The 15,409-nt window shown below is 69.8% G+C and carries 14 protein-coding genes and 1 riboswitch; of the genes, 8 read left to right on the top strand and 6 right to left on the bottom strand.

All coding sequences use genetic code 11. The features are described 5' to 3' along the window. The first annotated feature begins 104 nt into the window (after nucleotides 1-104). Together Q9R19_RS10580 and Q9R19_RS10585 are read left to right on the top strand one after the other, a co-directional pair. Nucleotides 105-1,832 carry an ABC transporter ATP-binding protein gene (locus Q9R19_RS10580; RefSeq protein WP_311256348.1) on the top strand — a complete coding sequence of 576 codons (1,728 nt, stop codon included), beginning with the start codon at nucleotides 105-107 and terminating at the stop codon, nucleotides 1,830-1,832. After that, complete coding sequence (locus Q9R19_RS10585; protein WP_311256349.1) at nucleotides 1,829-3,982, top strand: ABC transporter ATP-binding protein; 2,154 nt, start codon at nucleotides 1,829-1,831, stop codon at nucleotides 3,980-3,982. Before Q9R19_RS10580 ends, Q9R19_RS10585 begins: the two co-directional genes overlap by 4 nt. A 209-nt stretch (nucleotides 3,983-4,191) precedes the next feature. Here the strand turns inward: Q9R19_RS10585 and Q9R19_RS10590 are convergent, their stop codons facing one another. Further along, nucleotides 4,192-5,691: a D-alanyl-D-alanine carboxypeptidase gene (locus Q9R19_RS10590; RefSeq protein WP_311256350.1), complete on the bottom strand. Its 1,500-nt coding sequence runs from the start codon at nucleotides 5,689-5,691 to the stop codon at nucleotides 4,192-4,194. A gap of 48 nt (nucleotides 5,692-5,739) precedes the next feature. Beyond that, nucleotides 5,740-5,849: riboswitch (TPP riboswitch) on the top strand. Here Q9R19_RS10590 and Q9R19_RS10595 point away from each other — a divergent pair. The 4 genes from Q9R19_RS10595 to Q9R19_RS10610 all read left to right on the top strand — a co-directional run bounded on the left by Q9R19_RS10595 (nucleotide 5,842) and on the right by Q9R19_RS10610 (nucleotide 9,791). Continuing rightward, nucleotides 5,842-6,486, top strand: coding sequence for an ECF transporter S component (locus Q9R19_RS10595; RefSeq protein ID WP_311256351.1), 645 nt, complete (start codon nucleotides 5,842-5,844; stop codon nucleotides 6,484-6,486). Its footprint overlaps the riboswitch before it by 8 nt. Nucleotides 6,487-6,488: 2 nt before the next feature. Further along, the gene (locus tag Q9R19_RS10600; RefSeq protein WP_311256352.1) at nucleotides 6,489-7,955 is read left to right on the top strand and encodes an ABC transporter ATP-binding protein; all 1,467 of its coding nucleotides are present in this window, start codon (nucleotides 6,489-6,491) and stop codon (nucleotides 7,953-7,955) included. Further along, a complete protein-coding gene (locus Q9R19_RS10605) occupies nucleotides 7,952-8,758 on the top strand; it encodes an energy-coupling factor transporter transmembrane component T family protein (protein ID WP_396653476.1) in 807 nt (268 codons plus the stop codon). The genes Q9R19_RS10600 and Q9R19_RS10605 overlap by 4 nt, the downstream gene beginning before the upstream one ends. A gap of 61 nt (nucleotides 8,759-8,819) precedes the next feature. Continuing rightward, the gene (locus tag Q9R19_RS10610; RefSeq protein WP_311256353.1) at nucleotides 8,820-9,791 is read left to right on the top strand and encodes an NAD-dependent epimerase/dehydratase family protein; all 972 of its coding nucleotides are present in this window, start codon (nucleotides 8,820-8,822) and stop codon (nucleotides 9,789-9,791) included. A gap of 33 nt (nucleotides 9,792-9,824) precedes the next feature. Here the strand turns inward: Q9R19_RS10610 and Q9R19_RS10615 are convergent, their stop codons facing one another. Beyond that, a complete protein-coding gene (locus tag Q9R19_RS10615; protein WP_311256354.1) occupies nucleotides 9,825-10,562 on the bottom strand; it encodes an aminoglycoside 3'-phosphotransferase in 738 nt (245 codons plus the stop codon). 34 nt (nucleotides 10,563-10,596) lie between these two features. Next, nucleotides 10,597-10,959, bottom strand: coding sequence for a DUF488 family protein (locus Q9R19_RS10620; protein WP_311256355.1), 363 nt, complete (start codon nucleotides 10,957-10,959; stop codon nucleotides 10,597-10,599). A gap of 126 nt (nucleotides 10,960-11,085) precedes the next feature. Between Q9R19_RS10620 and Q9R19_RS10625 the strand changes: the two genes are divergently transcribed. Both Q9R19_RS10625 and Q9R19_RS10630 read left to right on the top strand, forming a co-directional pair. Continuing rightward, nucleotides 11,086-11,847 (top strand): SDR family NAD(P)-dependent oxidoreductase, encoded by a 762-nt coding sequence (locus Q9R19_RS10625; RefSeq protein ID WP_311256356.1) that lies wholly within the window; start codon nucleotides 11,086-11,088, stop codon nucleotides 11,845-11,847. 88 nt (nucleotides 11,848-11,935) lie between these two features. Then, on the top strand, nucleotides 11,936-12,766 hold the full coding sequence (locus tag Q9R19_RS10630) for an NAD(P)-dependent oxidoreductase (RefSeq protein WP_311256357.1): 831 nt from the start codon (nucleotides 11,936-11,938) through the stop codon (nucleotides 12,764-12,766). A 3-nt stretch (nucleotides 12,767-12,769) separates the two neighbouring features. Here the strand turns inward: Q9R19_RS10630 and Q9R19_RS10635 are convergent, their stop codons facing one another. From Q9R19_RS10635 to Q9R19_RS10645, 3 genes are all read right to left on the bottom strand, one after another. After that, nucleotides 12,770-13,501: a sulfite exporter TauE/SafE family protein gene (locus tag Q9R19_RS10635; protein ID WP_311256358.1), complete on the bottom strand. Its 732-nt coding sequence runs from the start codon at nucleotides 13,499-13,501 to the stop codon at nucleotides 12,770-12,772. Between the two features lie 111 nt (nucleotides 13,502-13,612). After that, the gene (locus Q9R19_RS10640; RefSeq protein ID WP_311256359.1) at nucleotides 13,613-14,722 is read right to left on the bottom strand and encodes a Gfo/Idh/MocA family oxidoreductase; all 1,110 of its coding nucleotides are present in this window, start codon (nucleotides 14,720-14,722) and stop codon (nucleotides 13,613-13,615) included. Then, nucleotides 14,695-15,405 (bottom strand): ThuA domain-containing protein, encoded by a 711-nt coding sequence (locus Q9R19_RS10645; RefSeq protein ID WP_311256360.1) that lies wholly within the window; start codon nucleotides 15,403-15,405, stop codon nucleotides 14,695-14,697. The genes Q9R19_RS10640 and Q9R19_RS10645 overlap by 28 nt, the downstream gene beginning before the upstream one ends. Nucleotides 15,406-15,409: the final 4 nt, after the last annotated feature.

The raw sequence follows: 15,409 nt of genomic DNA on the forward strand, positions 1-15,409 counted from the left end.
GCTTTCAGTGAAAGTCCCCCTTGCGGGGGATACGGATGTCGGTGAGCCGTGGCACTCTACTATGTGGCCGAATCTCGGCCCCGATCCCAAAAGGAAGTCCGCCTGTGCTGGGAAAACTCCTCGTCAGATACGTGTCCAGATACTGGTGGCTGCTGTTCATCGTCGTGGTGCTGCAGTTCGCCAGTGTGATGGCCTCCCTCAACCTGCCTCAGATCAACGCCGACATCATCAACAAGGGCGTCTCCGTGGCCGACATCGACTACATCTGGAGTCGCGGCGCCTTCATGCTGCTCGTCTCGCTCGGCCAGATCGTCGCCTCGATCCTGGCCACGCTCTTCGCGGCGCGCATGGCCATGGCCGTCGGACGCGACATCCGCTCGGACGTGTTCGCGCGTGTGAGCGGCTTCTCCGAGCGAGAGGTGTCGCAGTTCGGCGCCGGCTCGCTGATCACCCGCAACACCAATGACGTGCAGCAGGTGCAGATGCTGGCGATGATGGGGGCGACGATGTTCGTCACCGCGCCCCTGCTGGCGATCGGCGGCATCATCTACGCCATCCAGACCGATGTCGGCCTGAGCTGGCTGATCGCGGTGTCGGTGCCGCTGCTGCTGATCATCGCCGTGCTGATCATCGGCCGCATGGTGCCGCTGTTCCGCGCCAACCAGCGCAAGCTCGACGGCATCAACGGCATCATGCGCGAGCAGCTGACGGGCGTGCGCGTGGTCCGCGCCTTCGTCCGTGAGCGCATCGAGGAGCGGCGCTTCCGCGAGGTGAACACCGACCTGATGGTGCTCGGCCGCAACATCGGATCGCTGTTCGTGCTGATGTTCCCGCTGTTCATGCTGGTGCTGAACGTGACCGTCGTGGCGGTGATCTGGTTCGGCGGCGTGGAGATCAACGCCGGGCATGCTGAGGTCGGCACGATCTTCGCGTTCATGCAGTACATCGGCCAGATCATGATGGGCATCATCATGTCCAGCTTCATGGCCATGATGATCCCGCGTGCGGCGGTCTCCGCCGAGCGCGTGGGCGAGGTGCTCGACGCCGAGTCGTCGATGACCCGTCCGTCCGACGGCGCGAAGGAGTTCCCGGCTCCCGGCGCGGTGGCGTTCCACCACGCCGAGTTCACCTATCCCGGCGCGGAGGTGCCGGTGCTCACCGACGTCAGCTTCCACGCCGAGCCCGGCGAGACGGTCGCGGTCATCGGCTCCACGGGAGCAGGCAAGACCACGCTGGTCTCGCTGATCCCGCGGCTGTTCGATGTGACCGGCGGCGCGGTCAGCGTGGGAGGCGTGGATGTGCGCGAGGCCGACCTCGACACACTGTGGCAGGGCATCGGCCTGGTGCCGCAGCGCCCGTTCCTGTTCACCGGCACGGTGGCGTCGAACCTGCGCTACGGCCGCGAGGACGCCACGGACGAGGAGCTCTGGCACGCGCTCGAGATCGCGCAGGGTCGTGACTTCGTCGAGGCGATGCCCGACGGGCTGGACTCGCACATCGCGCAGGGCGGCACCAACGTCTCGGGCGGTCAGCGTCAGCGTCTGGCCATCGCGAGGGCCATCGTGCACCGGCCGCGGATCCTCGTCTTCGACGACTCGTTCTCGGCTCTGGACCTGACCACCGACGCCCGCCTGCGGCAGGCGCTCTGGCGGGAGCTGCCCGACGTGACCAAGATCGTCGTCGCGCAGCGCGTGTCGACCATCACGGATGCCGATCGCATCGTCGTGCTCGAGGACGGGAAGGTCGTCGGTGTCGGAACGCACGACGAGCTGCTGGCATCCAGCGAGACCTACAAGGAGATCGTCGAGTCGCAGCTGGGGGTGGACGCATGAGCGCGGAAGTGACGGACGTCGAGCGGGAGGAATCCGAGCAGGCGGAGAAGGCGCGCCAGAGCGGTGGCGGGATGTTCGGCGGCCCCGCGCCGGGCAGGGCCGATCACTTCGGGCCCAGCTTCCGGCGCATGATCGGGCTGCTCAGGCCGTCGGCCTGGTGGTTCGCGCTGGTGTCGCTGTTCGGCGCCATCGGCGTGGTGCTGTCTGTCGCGGCGCCGAAGATCCTCGGTCAGGCGACGAACATCGTCTACGAGGGCTTCACCTCGCGCTCGCTCGGCGAGGGCGAGCAGGCGCTGCCGAAGGGCATGCCGCAGGACCAGGTCGTCGAGCTGATGCGTCAGGCGAAGCAGGACGAGTTCGCCGACATGATCGCGGCCATGGACCCGTTCAAGGTCGGCGACGGCGTGGACTTCGAGGCGCTGCGCTGGATCATCGTCGCGGTGCTGGCGATCTACGTGCTCTCGTCCATCCTCAGCTGGCTGCAGGGCTACGTGATCAACGTGATCATGGTCCGCACCATGTGGCGCCTGCGTGAGGACGTCGAGGCCAAGATCAACCGACTGCCGCTGTCGTACTTCGACAAGGTGCAGCGCGGTGAGCTGATCTCGCGCGTGACCAACGACATCGACAACATCACCCAGACCATGCAGCAGTCGCTCTCGGGCGCCCTGACCTCCGTGCTCACCGTGGTCGGTGTGCTGGTGATGATGTTCTCCATCTCGTGGCAGCTGGCGCTGGTGGCGCTGATCTCGTTGCCGCTGATGGCTGTCATCTTCGGCGTCATCGGTCCACGCTCGCAGAAGGCGTTCGGCATCCAGTGGCGCAAGGTGGGCCGTCTGAACGCCCGCGTCGAGGAGGCGTTCTCGGGCCACGCGCTGGTGAAGGTGTTCGGTCGCGAGCAGGAGGCGATGGACAGCTTCAACGCCGAGAACGAAGAGCTGTTCCAGGCGAGCTTCAAGGCGCAGTTCCTGTCGGGCATCATCATGCCCGCCATGACCTTCATCGGGAACCTGCAGTACGTCGGCATCGCGGTGCTCGGCGGGCTGATGGTCGCGAACGGCGGGCTGCGCCTCGGCGACGTGCAGGCGTTCATCCAGTACTCGCAGCAGTTCAGCCAGCCGCTCAGCGAGCTGGGCGGCATGGCCGCGGTGGTGCAGTCGGGCACAGCTTCGGCCGAGCGGGTGTTCGACTTCCTGGATGCCGATGAGCAGGAGCCGGATGCCGAGGACGCCCCCACCGTCGACGGCGGCCGAGGCGTGATCGAGTTCGATCACGTGGCGTTCTCGTACAGCGAGGACCGCCCGCTGATCACCGACTTGTCGTTCCGGGTGGAGCCCGGGCAGACAGTCGCGATCGTGGGTCCCACCGGTGCGGGCAAGACGACGCTGGTCAACCTGATCATGCGGTTCTACGAGCTCGACTCCGGACGCATCCTGCTCGATGGGCAGGACATCGCCGCGATGTCCAGGAAGGATCTGCGTCGCCGGACCGGGATGGTGCTGCAGGATCCGTGGCTGTTCGCGGGCAGCATCCGAGAGAACATCCGCTACGGCAAGGAGGACGCCACCGACGACGAGATCGTCGCCGCGGCCGAGGCGACCTATGTCGACCGGTTCGTGCACTCCTTGCCGGAGGGCTACGACACCGTCCTCGACGAGGACGCGTCCAACGTGTCGGCCGGTGAGCGGCAGCTGATCACGATCGCCCGCGCGTTCGTGGCCAAGCCGTCGATCCTCATCCTCGACGAGGCGACCAGTGCGGTCGACACCCGCACCGAGCTGCTGCTGCAGCACGCCATGGCGGCGCTTCGTCAGGGCCGCACGTCGTTCGTGATCGCGCACCGTCTGTCGACGATCCGCGACGCCGACCTCATCCTGGTGATGGAGCACGGCGACATCGTCGAGCAGGGCGACCACGACACGCTGATCGCCAAGCAGGGCGCGTACTGGCGGCTGTACCAGTCGCAGTTCGAGCAGGCCGCGACCGACATCGATGCCGAGGAGGCGCTCACTGGCGCCACGCCGGTCATCGTCGCCGGGGATGCGGCGGATGCCGCCGAGGAGGCGATCGCCGAAGCGCCGGATGCCGAGCAGCTGGGTGAGGCCGTGCGCGCGGCGGAGTCCGCAGCATCCGACCCCGACCGCGCCTGACGGCCGATCCCACCTCGCAGAACGCCCGCCCCGAGACAACGGGGCGGGCGTTCTGCGACTGAGGTGATTGGCAGAGGGCCCGTGGTCTACGGCCATCAATAACAGCCGAAACGAATGGAACAACAATTCTTGTTTCGACGGGAATCTGTATCAGTCGTCGTCCTGCATGAGATTCACTGCTGAAGTAGCCGCGGGATCCTGCCCGGCGCTTACTGCTCGTCGACGCCGAAGAGCTCGAGCGGATGCGTGAGGCGCCACCACGGGCTGGGCGCGGTGACATCCTTCGCGAGCGAAACCGGCGTCTCGGCGCTGTCGATCGGTCCCTTCGCGGTCAGCGTGCCCGCCGCGGAACCCGCCGTGGTCTCGTCGCCGAGCTTCAGGTCAGTGCTCGCACTCGCGGTCGCGCCGTTCCACAGGACGACCCGCACCGCGGCATCCGTCACCACCTCGACGTCGTCACCCCACTCGGTCGTGACGCTGCCCACCACGGTGCCCTTGGGTACCGACACCGGCTGCTCGGCGAGCGTCTTCTCCACGCCGGCGAGCAGCCCGCGCGTGACGGCAAGACGGTCGTCGTTGCTGTCCTGCCCGAGCACCGAGGTGAACAGGCGCACCGTGGTGTCGCCGACCGTCACCTCCTTGGCCGTCAGCAGGTTCCAGTGGTCCAGCGTGCCGGTCTTGATGCCGATCACGCCGGGGTCGTCGAGCATCCGGTTCGTGTTCTGCACCAGGCCCACGCCGGGAATCTCGGCCGAGCGCGTGCCGACGATCTCGGCGAGCACAGGATTGCGCATCGCCAGCTCGCCCAGCCGCAGCAGCGCCTCGGGCGAGGCCACGTTGTCCGTGTCGAAGCCCGACGGCGACTCCAGGGAGATGCCGTCGATGCCGTGGTCGCGCAGCCAGATCGCCGAGGCATCCGCGAAGGCCTGCTTCGAGCCCCAGAGCTCATCCGCCAGGCGGTCGATGTAGTTGTTCGCCGAGCCCAGCAGCACGCCCTGCAGCATCTGGTACTCGGTGAGGGTTCCGTCCACGGGCACGTCGAGGGACGACTCGTTGCGCCATCGGTACCGCTGGTAGTCGCGCTGGTCCTGCCAGGTGAACGCGAACTCCGGGCCCTGCTCACCCACTTTGAGCGGCAGCTTGTCGAGCACCATCAGCACGGTCGCGATCTTGGAGATGCTCGCGATCTGATCCCGTTCCGTCGTGGACGAGACCGGCGCGATGCCCTGCACCGCCACCGCAGCGCTGCCGATCTCGGGCCAGGCGACCGTGGCGACCGGCGCGGCGGCGATCTGCACCGGCGTGGTCCGCAGGACGGGGGCGACGTTGTCGAGCGGCGCCAGCAGCGTGCCCCCGGCGTAGGTCGCGCACAGCGCGACGATCACGCTGAGCGGGATCGCGACCCGCGCCCGCCGCCAGGCGGGGGTGAGGTGCGAGCCGGCGAACAGCGGCGGGGCGCTCGCGGCCACCGAGACGGAACCGGGAGCGGCCGTGACCGACTCGGGATCCAGCCACGCCAGCGCGGTGGTCGGATGCTGCTCATCGGCCCACGTGAGAGCCGGGGCGAGCTCGTCGAGTCCGGGCTCCTCCGCGCCGGTGTCCCGCTCGTCGGCGACGGGAGCGGGTGCGGCCAGAATCGCTCGAGTACGCGCGGTCTCGCGCAGGGAGCGGCGCGTGGCCGGACGCGTGGACTCGGGGGAGGCAGTCACCCGATACACGCTACCAACCAACACCCCGAAGATTCCGACTAGAATCGGTGGCACAACCACGGGAGTCCGGTGTGCCGGGCTGAGAGGAAGCGAACCGCGCTTCGACCGTCGAACCTGATCCGGATCATGCCGGCGCAGGGAGGAGTTCCTATGAGTACGTCTGCATCCGCATCCGTCACCGGGGCCACCATGGCACCCGCCGCCCGCAGCTCGCGCTGGCGGGTCGTCGACATCGTCGTGGCCGCCGTCCTCGGTGTGGCGACCGGCCTGATCTTCGCGGGCTGGAACTTCGTCGGAGGCGCGTGGTTCGGCGCCGCCGACGCTGTGACCCCCGGCCTGGGCGGCATCGCGGTGGGCATCTGGCTGATCGGCGGCGTGATCGGCGGTCTGGTCATCCGCAAGCCAGGTGCGGCGCTGGTCGTCGAGGTCGTCGCAGCGATCATCTCCATGCTCATCGGCAACGTGTGGGGCGTCTCGACCGTGCTGTCGGGCCTCGTGCAGGGCCTGGGCGCCGAGCTGATCTTCGCGCTGTTCCTGTACCGCCGCTTCACGGTCTCCGTCGCGATGCTCGCGGGCGTCGGCGCGGGCGTGGCGGCATGGATCTTCGAGATGTTCTACGGCTCGTCGCCGAACTTCCTCAAGTCGTTCGAGTTCAACGCCATCTACCTGGGCGCCGTGGCGATCTCCGGTGCCGTGCTCGCCGGCGTGGTCGGCTGGCTGCTGGTGCGCGCGCTGGCCGCCACCGGTGCGCTCAGCCGGTTCGCCGCGGGCCGGGAAGCGCGCCAGGAGGTCTGAGAGTGACTGCCCCGGCTCGCGTCACCGCGAACGGATGGGGCTGGCGCTACGCGGGGCGTCGCCTGCCGGCCGTGAGCGACGTCGACTTCACGATCGAACCCGGCGAGCGGGTGCTGCTGCTCGGAGCATCCGGGGCGGGCAAGTCCACGCTGCTGGCGGGGCTCGCCGGCGTGCTCGGCGACGCCGACGAGGGGGAGCGCACCGGCTCACTGCTCGTCGACGGCGTCGCTCCCGCGTCGCGTCGCGGCACGATCGGCCTGGTGCTGCAGGATCCGGATGCCGGAGTCGTGCTCTCCAAGGTCGGCGACGACGTGGCGTTCGGATGCGAGAACCTCGGCGTACCCGCCGAGCAGATCCCCGGCCGGGTGACCGAGGCGCTCGACGCCGTCGGGCTGGACGTGCCGCTGACGCAGCCCACCGGGGCGCTCTCCGGCGGGCAGAAGCAGCGACTCGCGCTGGCCGGGGTGCTCGCGATGCGGCCGGGCCTGCTGCTGCTGGACGAGCCGACCGCCAACCTCGACCCGGAGGGCGTGCGCGAGGTGCGCGAGAGCGTGGGGCGCGTGCTGGATGCCACGGGCGCCACCCTCGTGGTGGTCGAGCACCGCACCGAGGTCTGGGCCGATCTGCTCACCCGCGTGATCGTGCTGGCCGCCGACGGCGGGCTGCTGGCAGACGGCTCGCCCGCCGAGGTGTTCGGGCGCCACGGCGACGCGCTGGCCGAGGCCGGCGTGTGGGTGCCCGATCGGAGCATCCCGCTTCCGGAGCTCGGGCCGGCGCCCTCGGGCGCGGATGCCGTGCTCGCGGCGGACGCGCTCGCCGTCTCCCGTGACGGGCGCACAGCCGTGCAGCAGGGGCTGGAGCTGCGGGTACTCAGGGCCGCCGCCACCGTGATCACGGGGCCGAACGGTGCCGGCAAATCCACGCTCGCGCTCACGCTCGCCGGACTCCTGCCCGAGCTCGAGGGCGTCGTCACCGCGGCATCCGACCTGGAGGGTCGCTCCGGACGCCGCCCGTCGCGCTGGACCTCGCGCGAGCTGCTCACTCGCATCGGCACGGTGTTCCAGGAGCCCGAGCACCAGTTCCTCGCGCGCACCCTGCGCGACGAGCTGGCCGTGGGTCCGCGGGCGCTGAGGAAGACCGAGGCGCAGGCCCGCGCCATCGCCGACGACCTGCTCGAGCGGCTGCAGCTGGCACCCCTCGCGCTCGCGAACCCGTTCACGCTCAGCGGCGGGCAGAAGCGCCGGCTGTCGGTGGCCACGGTGCTGGCCTCCGCGCCGCAGGTGATCGTGCTCGACGAGCCCACCTTCGGGCAGGACCGGCGCGGCTGGATCGGCATCGTCGAGCTGCTGCAGCAGGAGGTCGCCGCGGGCCGCACGGTGGTCGCCGTCAGCCACGATGCGGCGGTGGTTCGGCACCTGGGCGGGCAGCGGCTCGAGCTGGCCCCCGTCGGCCCCGGAGGGACGAGATGACCGACATGCGGGCGCGCACCGCGGCATCCACCGTCCCGACGCAGGCCCGCGCCTGGCTGGACGGCGTCAACCCCGTCACCAAGCTCGTGCTCGCGCTGCTGCTGTCGGTGCCGCTGTTCGCGTCGATCGACCCGGTCAGCCCGCTGGTGGCGATCGCACTGCAGCTGATGTGCCTGCCGCTCACCGGCCTGACCGTGCGCACCGTGCTGCGCCGGCTGCTGCCGATCGCGCTGCTGTCGCCGATCGCCGGCCTGAGCATGCTGCTGTACGCTGCCCCCGAGGGAGAGGTGTTCTGGCGGTTCGGGATCGCGGCGATCAGCGAGGGCTCGGTCGCGCTGGCGGTGGCTGTGATGCTGCGGGTGGTCGCGCTGGGACTGCCCACCATCCTGCTGTTCGGGCGCACGGACCCCACCGAGCTCGGCGACGCGCTCGCGCAGGTCGCGCACCTGCCCAGCCGGTTCGTGCTGGGGGTGCTGGCCGGAGCACGGATGCTGGGGCTGTTCCTCGACGACTGGCGCACCATGGGGCTGGCCAGGCGCGCCAGGGGAGTGGGCGACCGGGGTGCGGTGCGGCGATTCTTCTCGATGGCGTTCGTGCTGCTCGTGTTCGCCGTGCGGCGCGGCACCAAACTCGCGATGGCGATGGAGGCGCGCGGGTTCGGCTCCGGCATCCCGCGCACGTGGTCGCGCGAGTCCCGGCTGCACCGACGCGATGCGGTGGCGCTGGGCGGGGGGACGGCCATCATGGCGATCGCGATCGCCGCGGCCGTGGCATCCGGCGTCTTCCGATTCGTCTGGAGCTGAACCGGCGATCGCGCACGCCGATCCGCCACTCGACCGCCGCAGCGCGGATAGAGTGCAGTGCATGACTGTGACGGTGCTGTTCATCGGCGGGACGGGAACGATCTCCTCGGCTGCGAGCACGCTCGCAGCCGAGCGCGGCATGCAGGTGACGCTGCTGAATCGGGGACGATCCCGCCGCCCGCCCGCTGAAGGCGTGGAGGCGCTGACGGCCGACATCGCGGATGCCGGCGCCGTCGACGCCGCGCTCGCCGGCCGTGAGTTCGACGTCGTGGTCGACATGATCGCCTTCACCCCCGACCAGGTGCAGCGCGACATCGACCGCTTCGAGGGCCGCACCGGCCAGTACGTGTTCATCAGCTCGGCATCCGCCTATCAGAAGCCGGTCGCGCACCTGCCGATCACCGAGTCCACTCCGTTGCGCAATCCGTTCTGGCAGTACTCGCGCGACAAGATCGCCTGTGAGGAGCTGCTCACCGCCGCTTACCGCGAGCGCGACCTCCCCGTGACCGTGCTGCGTCCGTCGCACACGTACGACAAGTGGTCGATCCCGGCGTTCGGGGGCTGGACGGCGATCGACCGCATCCGGCGCGGTGCGGAGATCGTGGTGCACGGCGACGGCACATCGGTGTGGACCCTCACGCACGCCGACGACTTCGCCGTCGGGTTCGTCGGGCTGCTGGGCAACCCGCTCGCCTACGGCGACACCTTCCAGATCACCAGCGGCTTCGCCTACACCTGGAACGAGATCTACGGCATCCTCGGCCGCGCCGCCGGCGCCGAGCCGAAGCTCCGCTACGCGACCAGCGCCGCGATCGAGCAGGCGCTGCCCGACCGCGCCGGGCAGCTCACCGGCGACATGGCGCACTCGGTCGTCTTCGACAACGCGAAGATCCGGCGGCTGGTGCCGGACTTCAACCCCGTGATCGCCTTCCACCGTGCCGCCGACGAGATCATCGCATGGCACGACGCGCACCCCGAGCTGCAGCGCGTCGATCCGGCGCTGGAGGCGGCCTGGGACGGGCTGCTCAGGTAGCCGATTCGGTGCTGCCGCAGGCGCGGATGCGACTCAGGTGGCGTTCCAGAGGTCGCGGTAGAACGCCAGCCGCTCGCGATCGGGGTCGACCCCGTAGGCGTCGATGAGCGCGTCCTCCCAGCCGGGGCCGTAGTTCCACTCCGTGCTCATGGATGCCACGGCGAGGTCGGCCCAGCGGTCGCCGGTGCCCAGCAGGCCGAGATCGACATGGGCGACCCACCGTCCCTCGTCGTCCAGCAGAGTGTTGGGGCAGCAGGCATCCGCATGGCAGACGACCAGCCGGTCGATCGGCGGAGCGTCGTGGAACCGCTCGGGGACGCGGATGCCGCGGGCCGCGGCGTTCGCGATGCGACTCTCCACCGCCCAGTCCCAGGGACACTGGTCGACGGGCAGCGCATCGTGCAGCGCTCGCAGCCCTTCGCCGACTGCGCGCACCGAGATCTCAGGGCGCGCCTCCCAGAGCGGATGCACGGCGCTCTGCCCGTCGATCGCCTTGGTGACCAGCCACTCGTGGGTGGCGTCCTGGCCCTGGTCGATCACCTCGGGCACGCGGATCCAGCGTCCTGCCCAGCTCATCCTCTCCGCCTCGTCGCGCAGATTCCACTCGTCGTTGCGCGGCCCCCATTTGATGTAGAACGGATGCCCGGTGGCCGGACGCGCGCGGAACGTCAGACCGCCGATGTCGTTCGCCCACACCGGTTCGAGCGTGGCGCCGTCGGCCAGCTCGTGCACGCGGGCGGGGATGTCGACGGGCGCTGCAGGGATGGACATGCTCCTATCCTGACGTGTCGTCCGTGCGGGACGCTCACTCCAGCAGCGGCCTGAGCACGCCCTCCAGCACCACGGCGTGGTTGTGCTCCGTGTTGTGCAGCGCATACACCAGCGTCACGACCGGGCGTCCGGTCAGCTCCCGCACCAGCGCCTTCAGGGCGGGCGCGCTCTCGTCGGCCAGCTGGTCGCGGTAGCGCTGGGCGTTGGTCTCGAAATCGGCATCCGGCGCCGCATGCCAGTCGTGCCGCAGCTCGGTGCTCGGGGCGATGTCCTTGGCCCACAGGTCGATCGCGGCGCGCTCCTTTGAGACGCCGCGCGGCCACAGCCGATCGATCAGCACGCGGAACCCGTCCTCGGCAGAGGCGGTGTCGTAGGCTCGTTTGCGACGAAGTTCCATGTGCTCAGCATCCCCCTCGCGGCGGCGATCCCGCCAGCGAGGGAACTCAGAACCACGTATGCTGAGACTCAGTCGCAAGCGCGGGGCGACCCTCCCGCGTGCGGAGTGCCGTTCGAAGGAGAACACATGCAGATCACAGGACAGGGCGCGCTGATCACGGGCGGCGCCAGCGGCCTCGGACTCGCGACCGCCCGCCGCCTCGCCGCCGCCGGAGCGCAGGTCACCATCGTCGATCTGCCGAGCTCAGCGGGAGACGAGCTCGCCGCCGAGCTGGGCGGCACGTTCGCACCGGCCGACGTCACCAGCGTCGAGCAGGTGGCCGCAGCCGTGGCATCCGCTCAGGCCGCAGCTCCCCTGCGCGTGGTGGTCAACTGCGCGGGCATCGCCCCGCCGGCCAAGGTGCTCGACCGGGACGGCAGCCCCGCTGACCTCGAGGCGTTCGAGCGCATCATCCGCATCAACCTGGTCGGCACGTTCAACGTCATCTCCCAGGCATCCGCCGTCATCGCGCAGAACTCGCCCACCGACGACGGCGACCGCGGCGTGATCGTCTCGACCGCCAGCGTCGCGGCCTTCGACGGGCAGATCGGGCAGCCCGCTTACTCGGCCTCCAAGGGCGGCGTGCACGCGATGACCCTGCCGATCGCACGCGAACTGGCCCGCTACGGCATCCGCGTGTGCACGATCGCCCCGGGCATCATGGAGACGCCGATGCTCGCCGGCCTGCCGCAGGCCGCGCAGGACTCCCTCGGGCAGCAGGTGCCCTACCCGTCCCGTCTCGGCAGGCCCGACGAGTACGCCGCTCTCGTGGAGCACATTGTCGCCAACGGCTACCTCAACGGCGAGACCATCCGCCTGGACGGGGCCATCCGCATGGCCCCGAAGTGACCCCCATCTCGTTCGAATCGCTCAAATGGCTCCATCTCGCGCTGAGATACAGCCATTTGAGCGATTCGAAAGTCAGCAAGGAGAACCCATGACTCTCGCAGGAAAGACCATCCTGATGTCGGGCGGCAGCCGCGGCATCGGTCTCGCCATCGCGCTGCGTGCCGCCGCCGACGGCGCGAACGTCGCGATGCTCGCGAAGACCGACACCCCGCATCCGAAGCTCGAGGGAACCGTGCACACCGCGGCCGAGGCGATCCGCGCCGCCGGCGGGAAGGCGCTGCCGATCGTCGGCGACGTGCGCGACGACGACGACATCACCGAGGCGGTGCTGAAGACGCAGGGGGAGTTCGGCGGCGTGGACATCGTGATCAACAACGCCAGCGTCATCGACCTCTCGCCCTCGGCCGACCTGGCCGCCAAGAAGTACGACCTGATGCAGGACGTCAACGTGCGCGGCACGTTCATGCTCTCCCGCGCCGCCATCCCGCAGCTGCAGGAGGCCGAGAACCCGCACATCCTGTCGCTGTCGCCGCCGCTGAACCTCACCCCCAAGTGGTTGGGCGCACACACCGGCTACACGCTCGCGAAGTACGGCATGACGATGGTCACGCTGGGCCTGGCGGCCGAGTTCGCGGATGCCGGGATCGCCGCCAACACGCTGTGGCCGCGCACCACCATCGCCACCGCCGCCGTGCAGAACCTGCTCGGCGGGGAGCGGGTGATGGCCGCCAGCCGCACCGCCGACATCTACGCCGACGCCGCCTACGAGGTGCTCACCACGCCGGCGCGCGAGCGCACCGGCCAGACGCTCATCGTGGAGGACGTGCTCTCGGATGCCGGGGTCACGGACTTCTCGAAGTACGCGGCCGTACCCGGCACCCCCGACGACCGGCTCTTCCCGGACATCTTCCTGGACTGAGCGTCAGAACAGCAGGTAGAGGGAGCCGGCGATCGTCAGCACGATCACCATCCGGTCGAACAGGTGCTGCGGCATCCGCTTCGCCAGGCGGATGCCGATCAGCGCCCCCGCCACGACGAGCGGCGCGAGCACCAGATCCGCCAGCAGCACCGACGGCGTGATCAGCCCGATGCCGGCCAGGAACGGCACCTTCGCCAGGTTCACGATGGCGAAGAACCACGCCGAGGTGCCCAGGAACACCTTCACCGGCGTGCGGGTGGCGAGGAAGTACATCGACATCACCGGTCCGCCGGAGTTCGCGACCATGGTCGTGAAGCCCGCGAGCGTGCCGTAGCCCACGGCAGCGGTGCGACCGACGGTCGTCGAGCGCGCCCGTCGGCGCCGCCACAGCGTGATCGCGATCATCGCCAGCAGGATGACCGCGATCGTGCGGCGCACCATCGCGTCGTCGCTCCACGCCAGGAACAGGAATCCGGCGACCAGTCCCGCCACCACCGCCGGAGCGAGCCGCAGCAGCGTGGGCCAGTGCGCGTGCCGCCGGTACGCGATCAGCGCGAACACGTCACCGACGATGAAGAGCAGCAGGGTCGCCGCCGTCGACGTGCGGGCAGGCAGCACGGCGGCCATCATCACCACCACCAGGGTGCCGCTGCCCGGGATCGCGGTCTTGCCGAGGCCCGCGAGGAGCGCGGCGAGGCCGAGCAGGATCCAGGCCCACGGCGCGAGGTCGAGCATCCGGGCCTCCTGTCGAGTCGGCGCCCTGCGGGCGTGCCCGCGCGTCAGGGGCGCTGATCAGTCTCGCACGGTCGCCGGGTCGCCGGGTCGCCGGGTCGCCGGATGCCGGCCTCACCGCGTGCGGGCCGCCGGTCTCAGCATCCGCCATTTCCGCTCGGCGATCAGCGGCACGAGCGGAGGCCGCGCGGCTGTGGTCGTGAGCTCGATGCGCTCGCCGATCCGCGCCGATTCCAGCAGTGCGGTCATGATCTCCAGCACGTGCAGGGCGATCGACCCTTCGGAGCGCGCACCGCCTGCCACGAAGTCGAGCAGGCCGATGCCGCGCCCGCCGTTCTCGTAGCCGGCGTTCGTCGGCACCGTGCTCCAGCCGCCCTCTCCGGGCCGGCGCAGCCGCACCTCGCCGTCGAACATGTTCGGGTCGGGCAGCGAGAGCGTGCCGGTCTCGCCGTGCACCTCGATCGGCGCGGCCTGCGTGGCGGCGGCGTCGAAGCTGAACGTCACGGTCGAGATCGCCCCGTCGGTGTGCTCGAGCACGCCGGTGACGTGGGTATCGATCTCGACGGGGATGTCCTCACCGGCTCGCGGTCCCGAACCGATCCGGCGCACCGTCTTCGGCCTCGACGAGGCGCCCGAGACGCGCTTGACCGGGCCGAGCAGGTGGAACAGCGAGGTCAGATAGTACGGCCCCATGTCCAGCAGGGGTCCGCCGCCCTCGCGGTAGTAGAAGTCGGGGTTCGGATGCCAGGCCTCGTGCCCCGAGGAGACCCAGGTGGCGACCGCGGACACCGGACGCCCGATCTCGCCGGCGTCCACCGCGGCGCGTGCGGTCTGGATGCCGGTGCCGAGCACGGTGTCCGGCGCGCAGCCGACCCACGCCGAAGGCGTGGCAGCCGCCACGATCTCACTCGCCGCCGCCATGCTGGGAGCCAGCGGCTTCTCGCCGAACACGTTCTTGCCATGGCTGAGCGCGGCCAGCGCCACCTCTGCGTGAGCGGCGGGAATGGTCAGGTTCAGCACGGTCTGCACGCTCGGATCGGCGACGAGCTCGTCGACGGTCAGCGCACGGCATCCGTCGAACCGCTCCGCGGCCGCCGCCGCCCTGGCCACGTCCAGATCGGCGGTCGCGGCGATGCGCACTCCGGGGTGGGTGCCGAGCGTCTCCAGGTACTGCGCGGAGATGACTCCGAGTCCGACTATTCCGATACCGTGCGGCTCGCCCACAGCATTCCTCTCTCGATGATCATGCGCACGTTGTCATCGCGCAGCACCTCGGGGCTGTGTCCCGGCGTCGCCACGAAGATGCGTCCTGCACCCCATTCGCGGGTCCAGACGGCCGGCGAGGTGCTCGGGCGGTGCCACGGGTGATACGGCTGCACGGGGTGGGTCGTGGTGGCGAGCACGTCGTTGAGATCGTCGGTGAGCACCCAGTACTGCTCGGTGTTGAGCGCGAAGTCGTCGAGGCCGGCCATGATCTCGTGCCGGCGGCCGAGCTCGGTCAGCTCGACCGTGTAGGGGAGGAAATTGTCGGACTCGTCGCCTGCACGCGCATCCGGATGCTTCGAGGGATGCGTGGCGAACTGCCCGCCGATCAGCTGCAGATAATCGGAGCTGCTGCGGTAGGAATCGGCGATCCCGCCGTGCCAGCCGGCCATTCCGGTGCCACGCTCCACAGCCCGGCGCAGCCCCTTCAGAGCATCGTCGGAGATCTCCGACATGGTCACCGACTGCACGATGAGGTCGGTGCCGGCCATCGCGGACTCGTCGGCGTAGACCTCGTTCGACTCCTCGACGCGCACCTCGAACCCGTTCTCCTGCAGGAAGGGGATGAAGATGTCCGTCGCCTCAACGGGATGGTGTCCGTCCCATCCTCCTCGAACGACGAGCGCCTTTCGGGTCGCAGTCATGATC

The organism is Microbacterium sp. ARD32 (genome assembly GCF_031844385.1).
Lineage (GTDB): Bacteria > Actinomycetota > Actinomycetes > Actinomycetales > Microbacteriaceae > Microbacterium.

Bases quoted from the DNA above. Each gene is read 5' to 3' on its own strand.
- Q9R19_RS10635 (WP_311256358.1), bottom strand. From the start codon at position 13,501: ATGCTCGACCTCGCGCCGTGGGCCTGGATCCTGCTCGGCCTCGCCGCG.
- Q9R19_RS10620 (WP_311256355.1), bottom strand. From the start codon at position 10,959: ATGGAACTTCGTCGCAAACGAGCCTACGACACCGCCTCTGCCGAGGAC.
- Q9R19_RS10605 (WP_396653476.1), top strand. From the start codon at position 7,952: ATGACCGACATGCGGGCGCGCACCGCGGCATCCACCGTCCCGACGCAG.
- Q9R19_RS10585 (WP_311256349.1), top strand. From the start codon at position 1,829: ATGAGCGCGGAAGTGACGGACGTCGAGCGGGAGGAATCCGAGCAGGCG.
- Q9R19_RS10625 (WP_311256356.1), top strand. From the start codon at position 11,086: ATGCAGATCACAGGACAGGGCGCGCTGATCACGGGCGGCGCCAGCGGC.
- Q9R19_RS10645 (WP_311256360.1), bottom strand. From the start codon at position 15,405: ATGACTGCGACCCGAAAGGCGCTCGTCGTTCGAGGAGGATGGGACGGA.
- Q9R19_RS10610 (WP_311256353.1), top strand. From the start codon at position 8,820: ATGACTGTGACGGTGCTGTTCATCGGCGGGACGGGAACGATCTCCTCG.
- Q9R19_RS10615 (WP_311256354.1), bottom strand. From the start codon at position 10,562: ATGTCCATCCCTGCAGCGCCCGTCGACATCCCCGCCCGCGTGCACGAG.
- Q9R19_RS10595 (WP_311256351.1), top strand. From the start codon at position 5,842: ATGAGTACGTCTGCATCCGCATCCGTCACCGGGGCCACCATGGCACCC.
- Q9R19_RS10630 (WP_311256357.1), top strand. From the start codon at position 11,936: ATGACTCTCGCAGGAAAGACCATCCTGATGTCGGGCGGCAGCCGCGGC.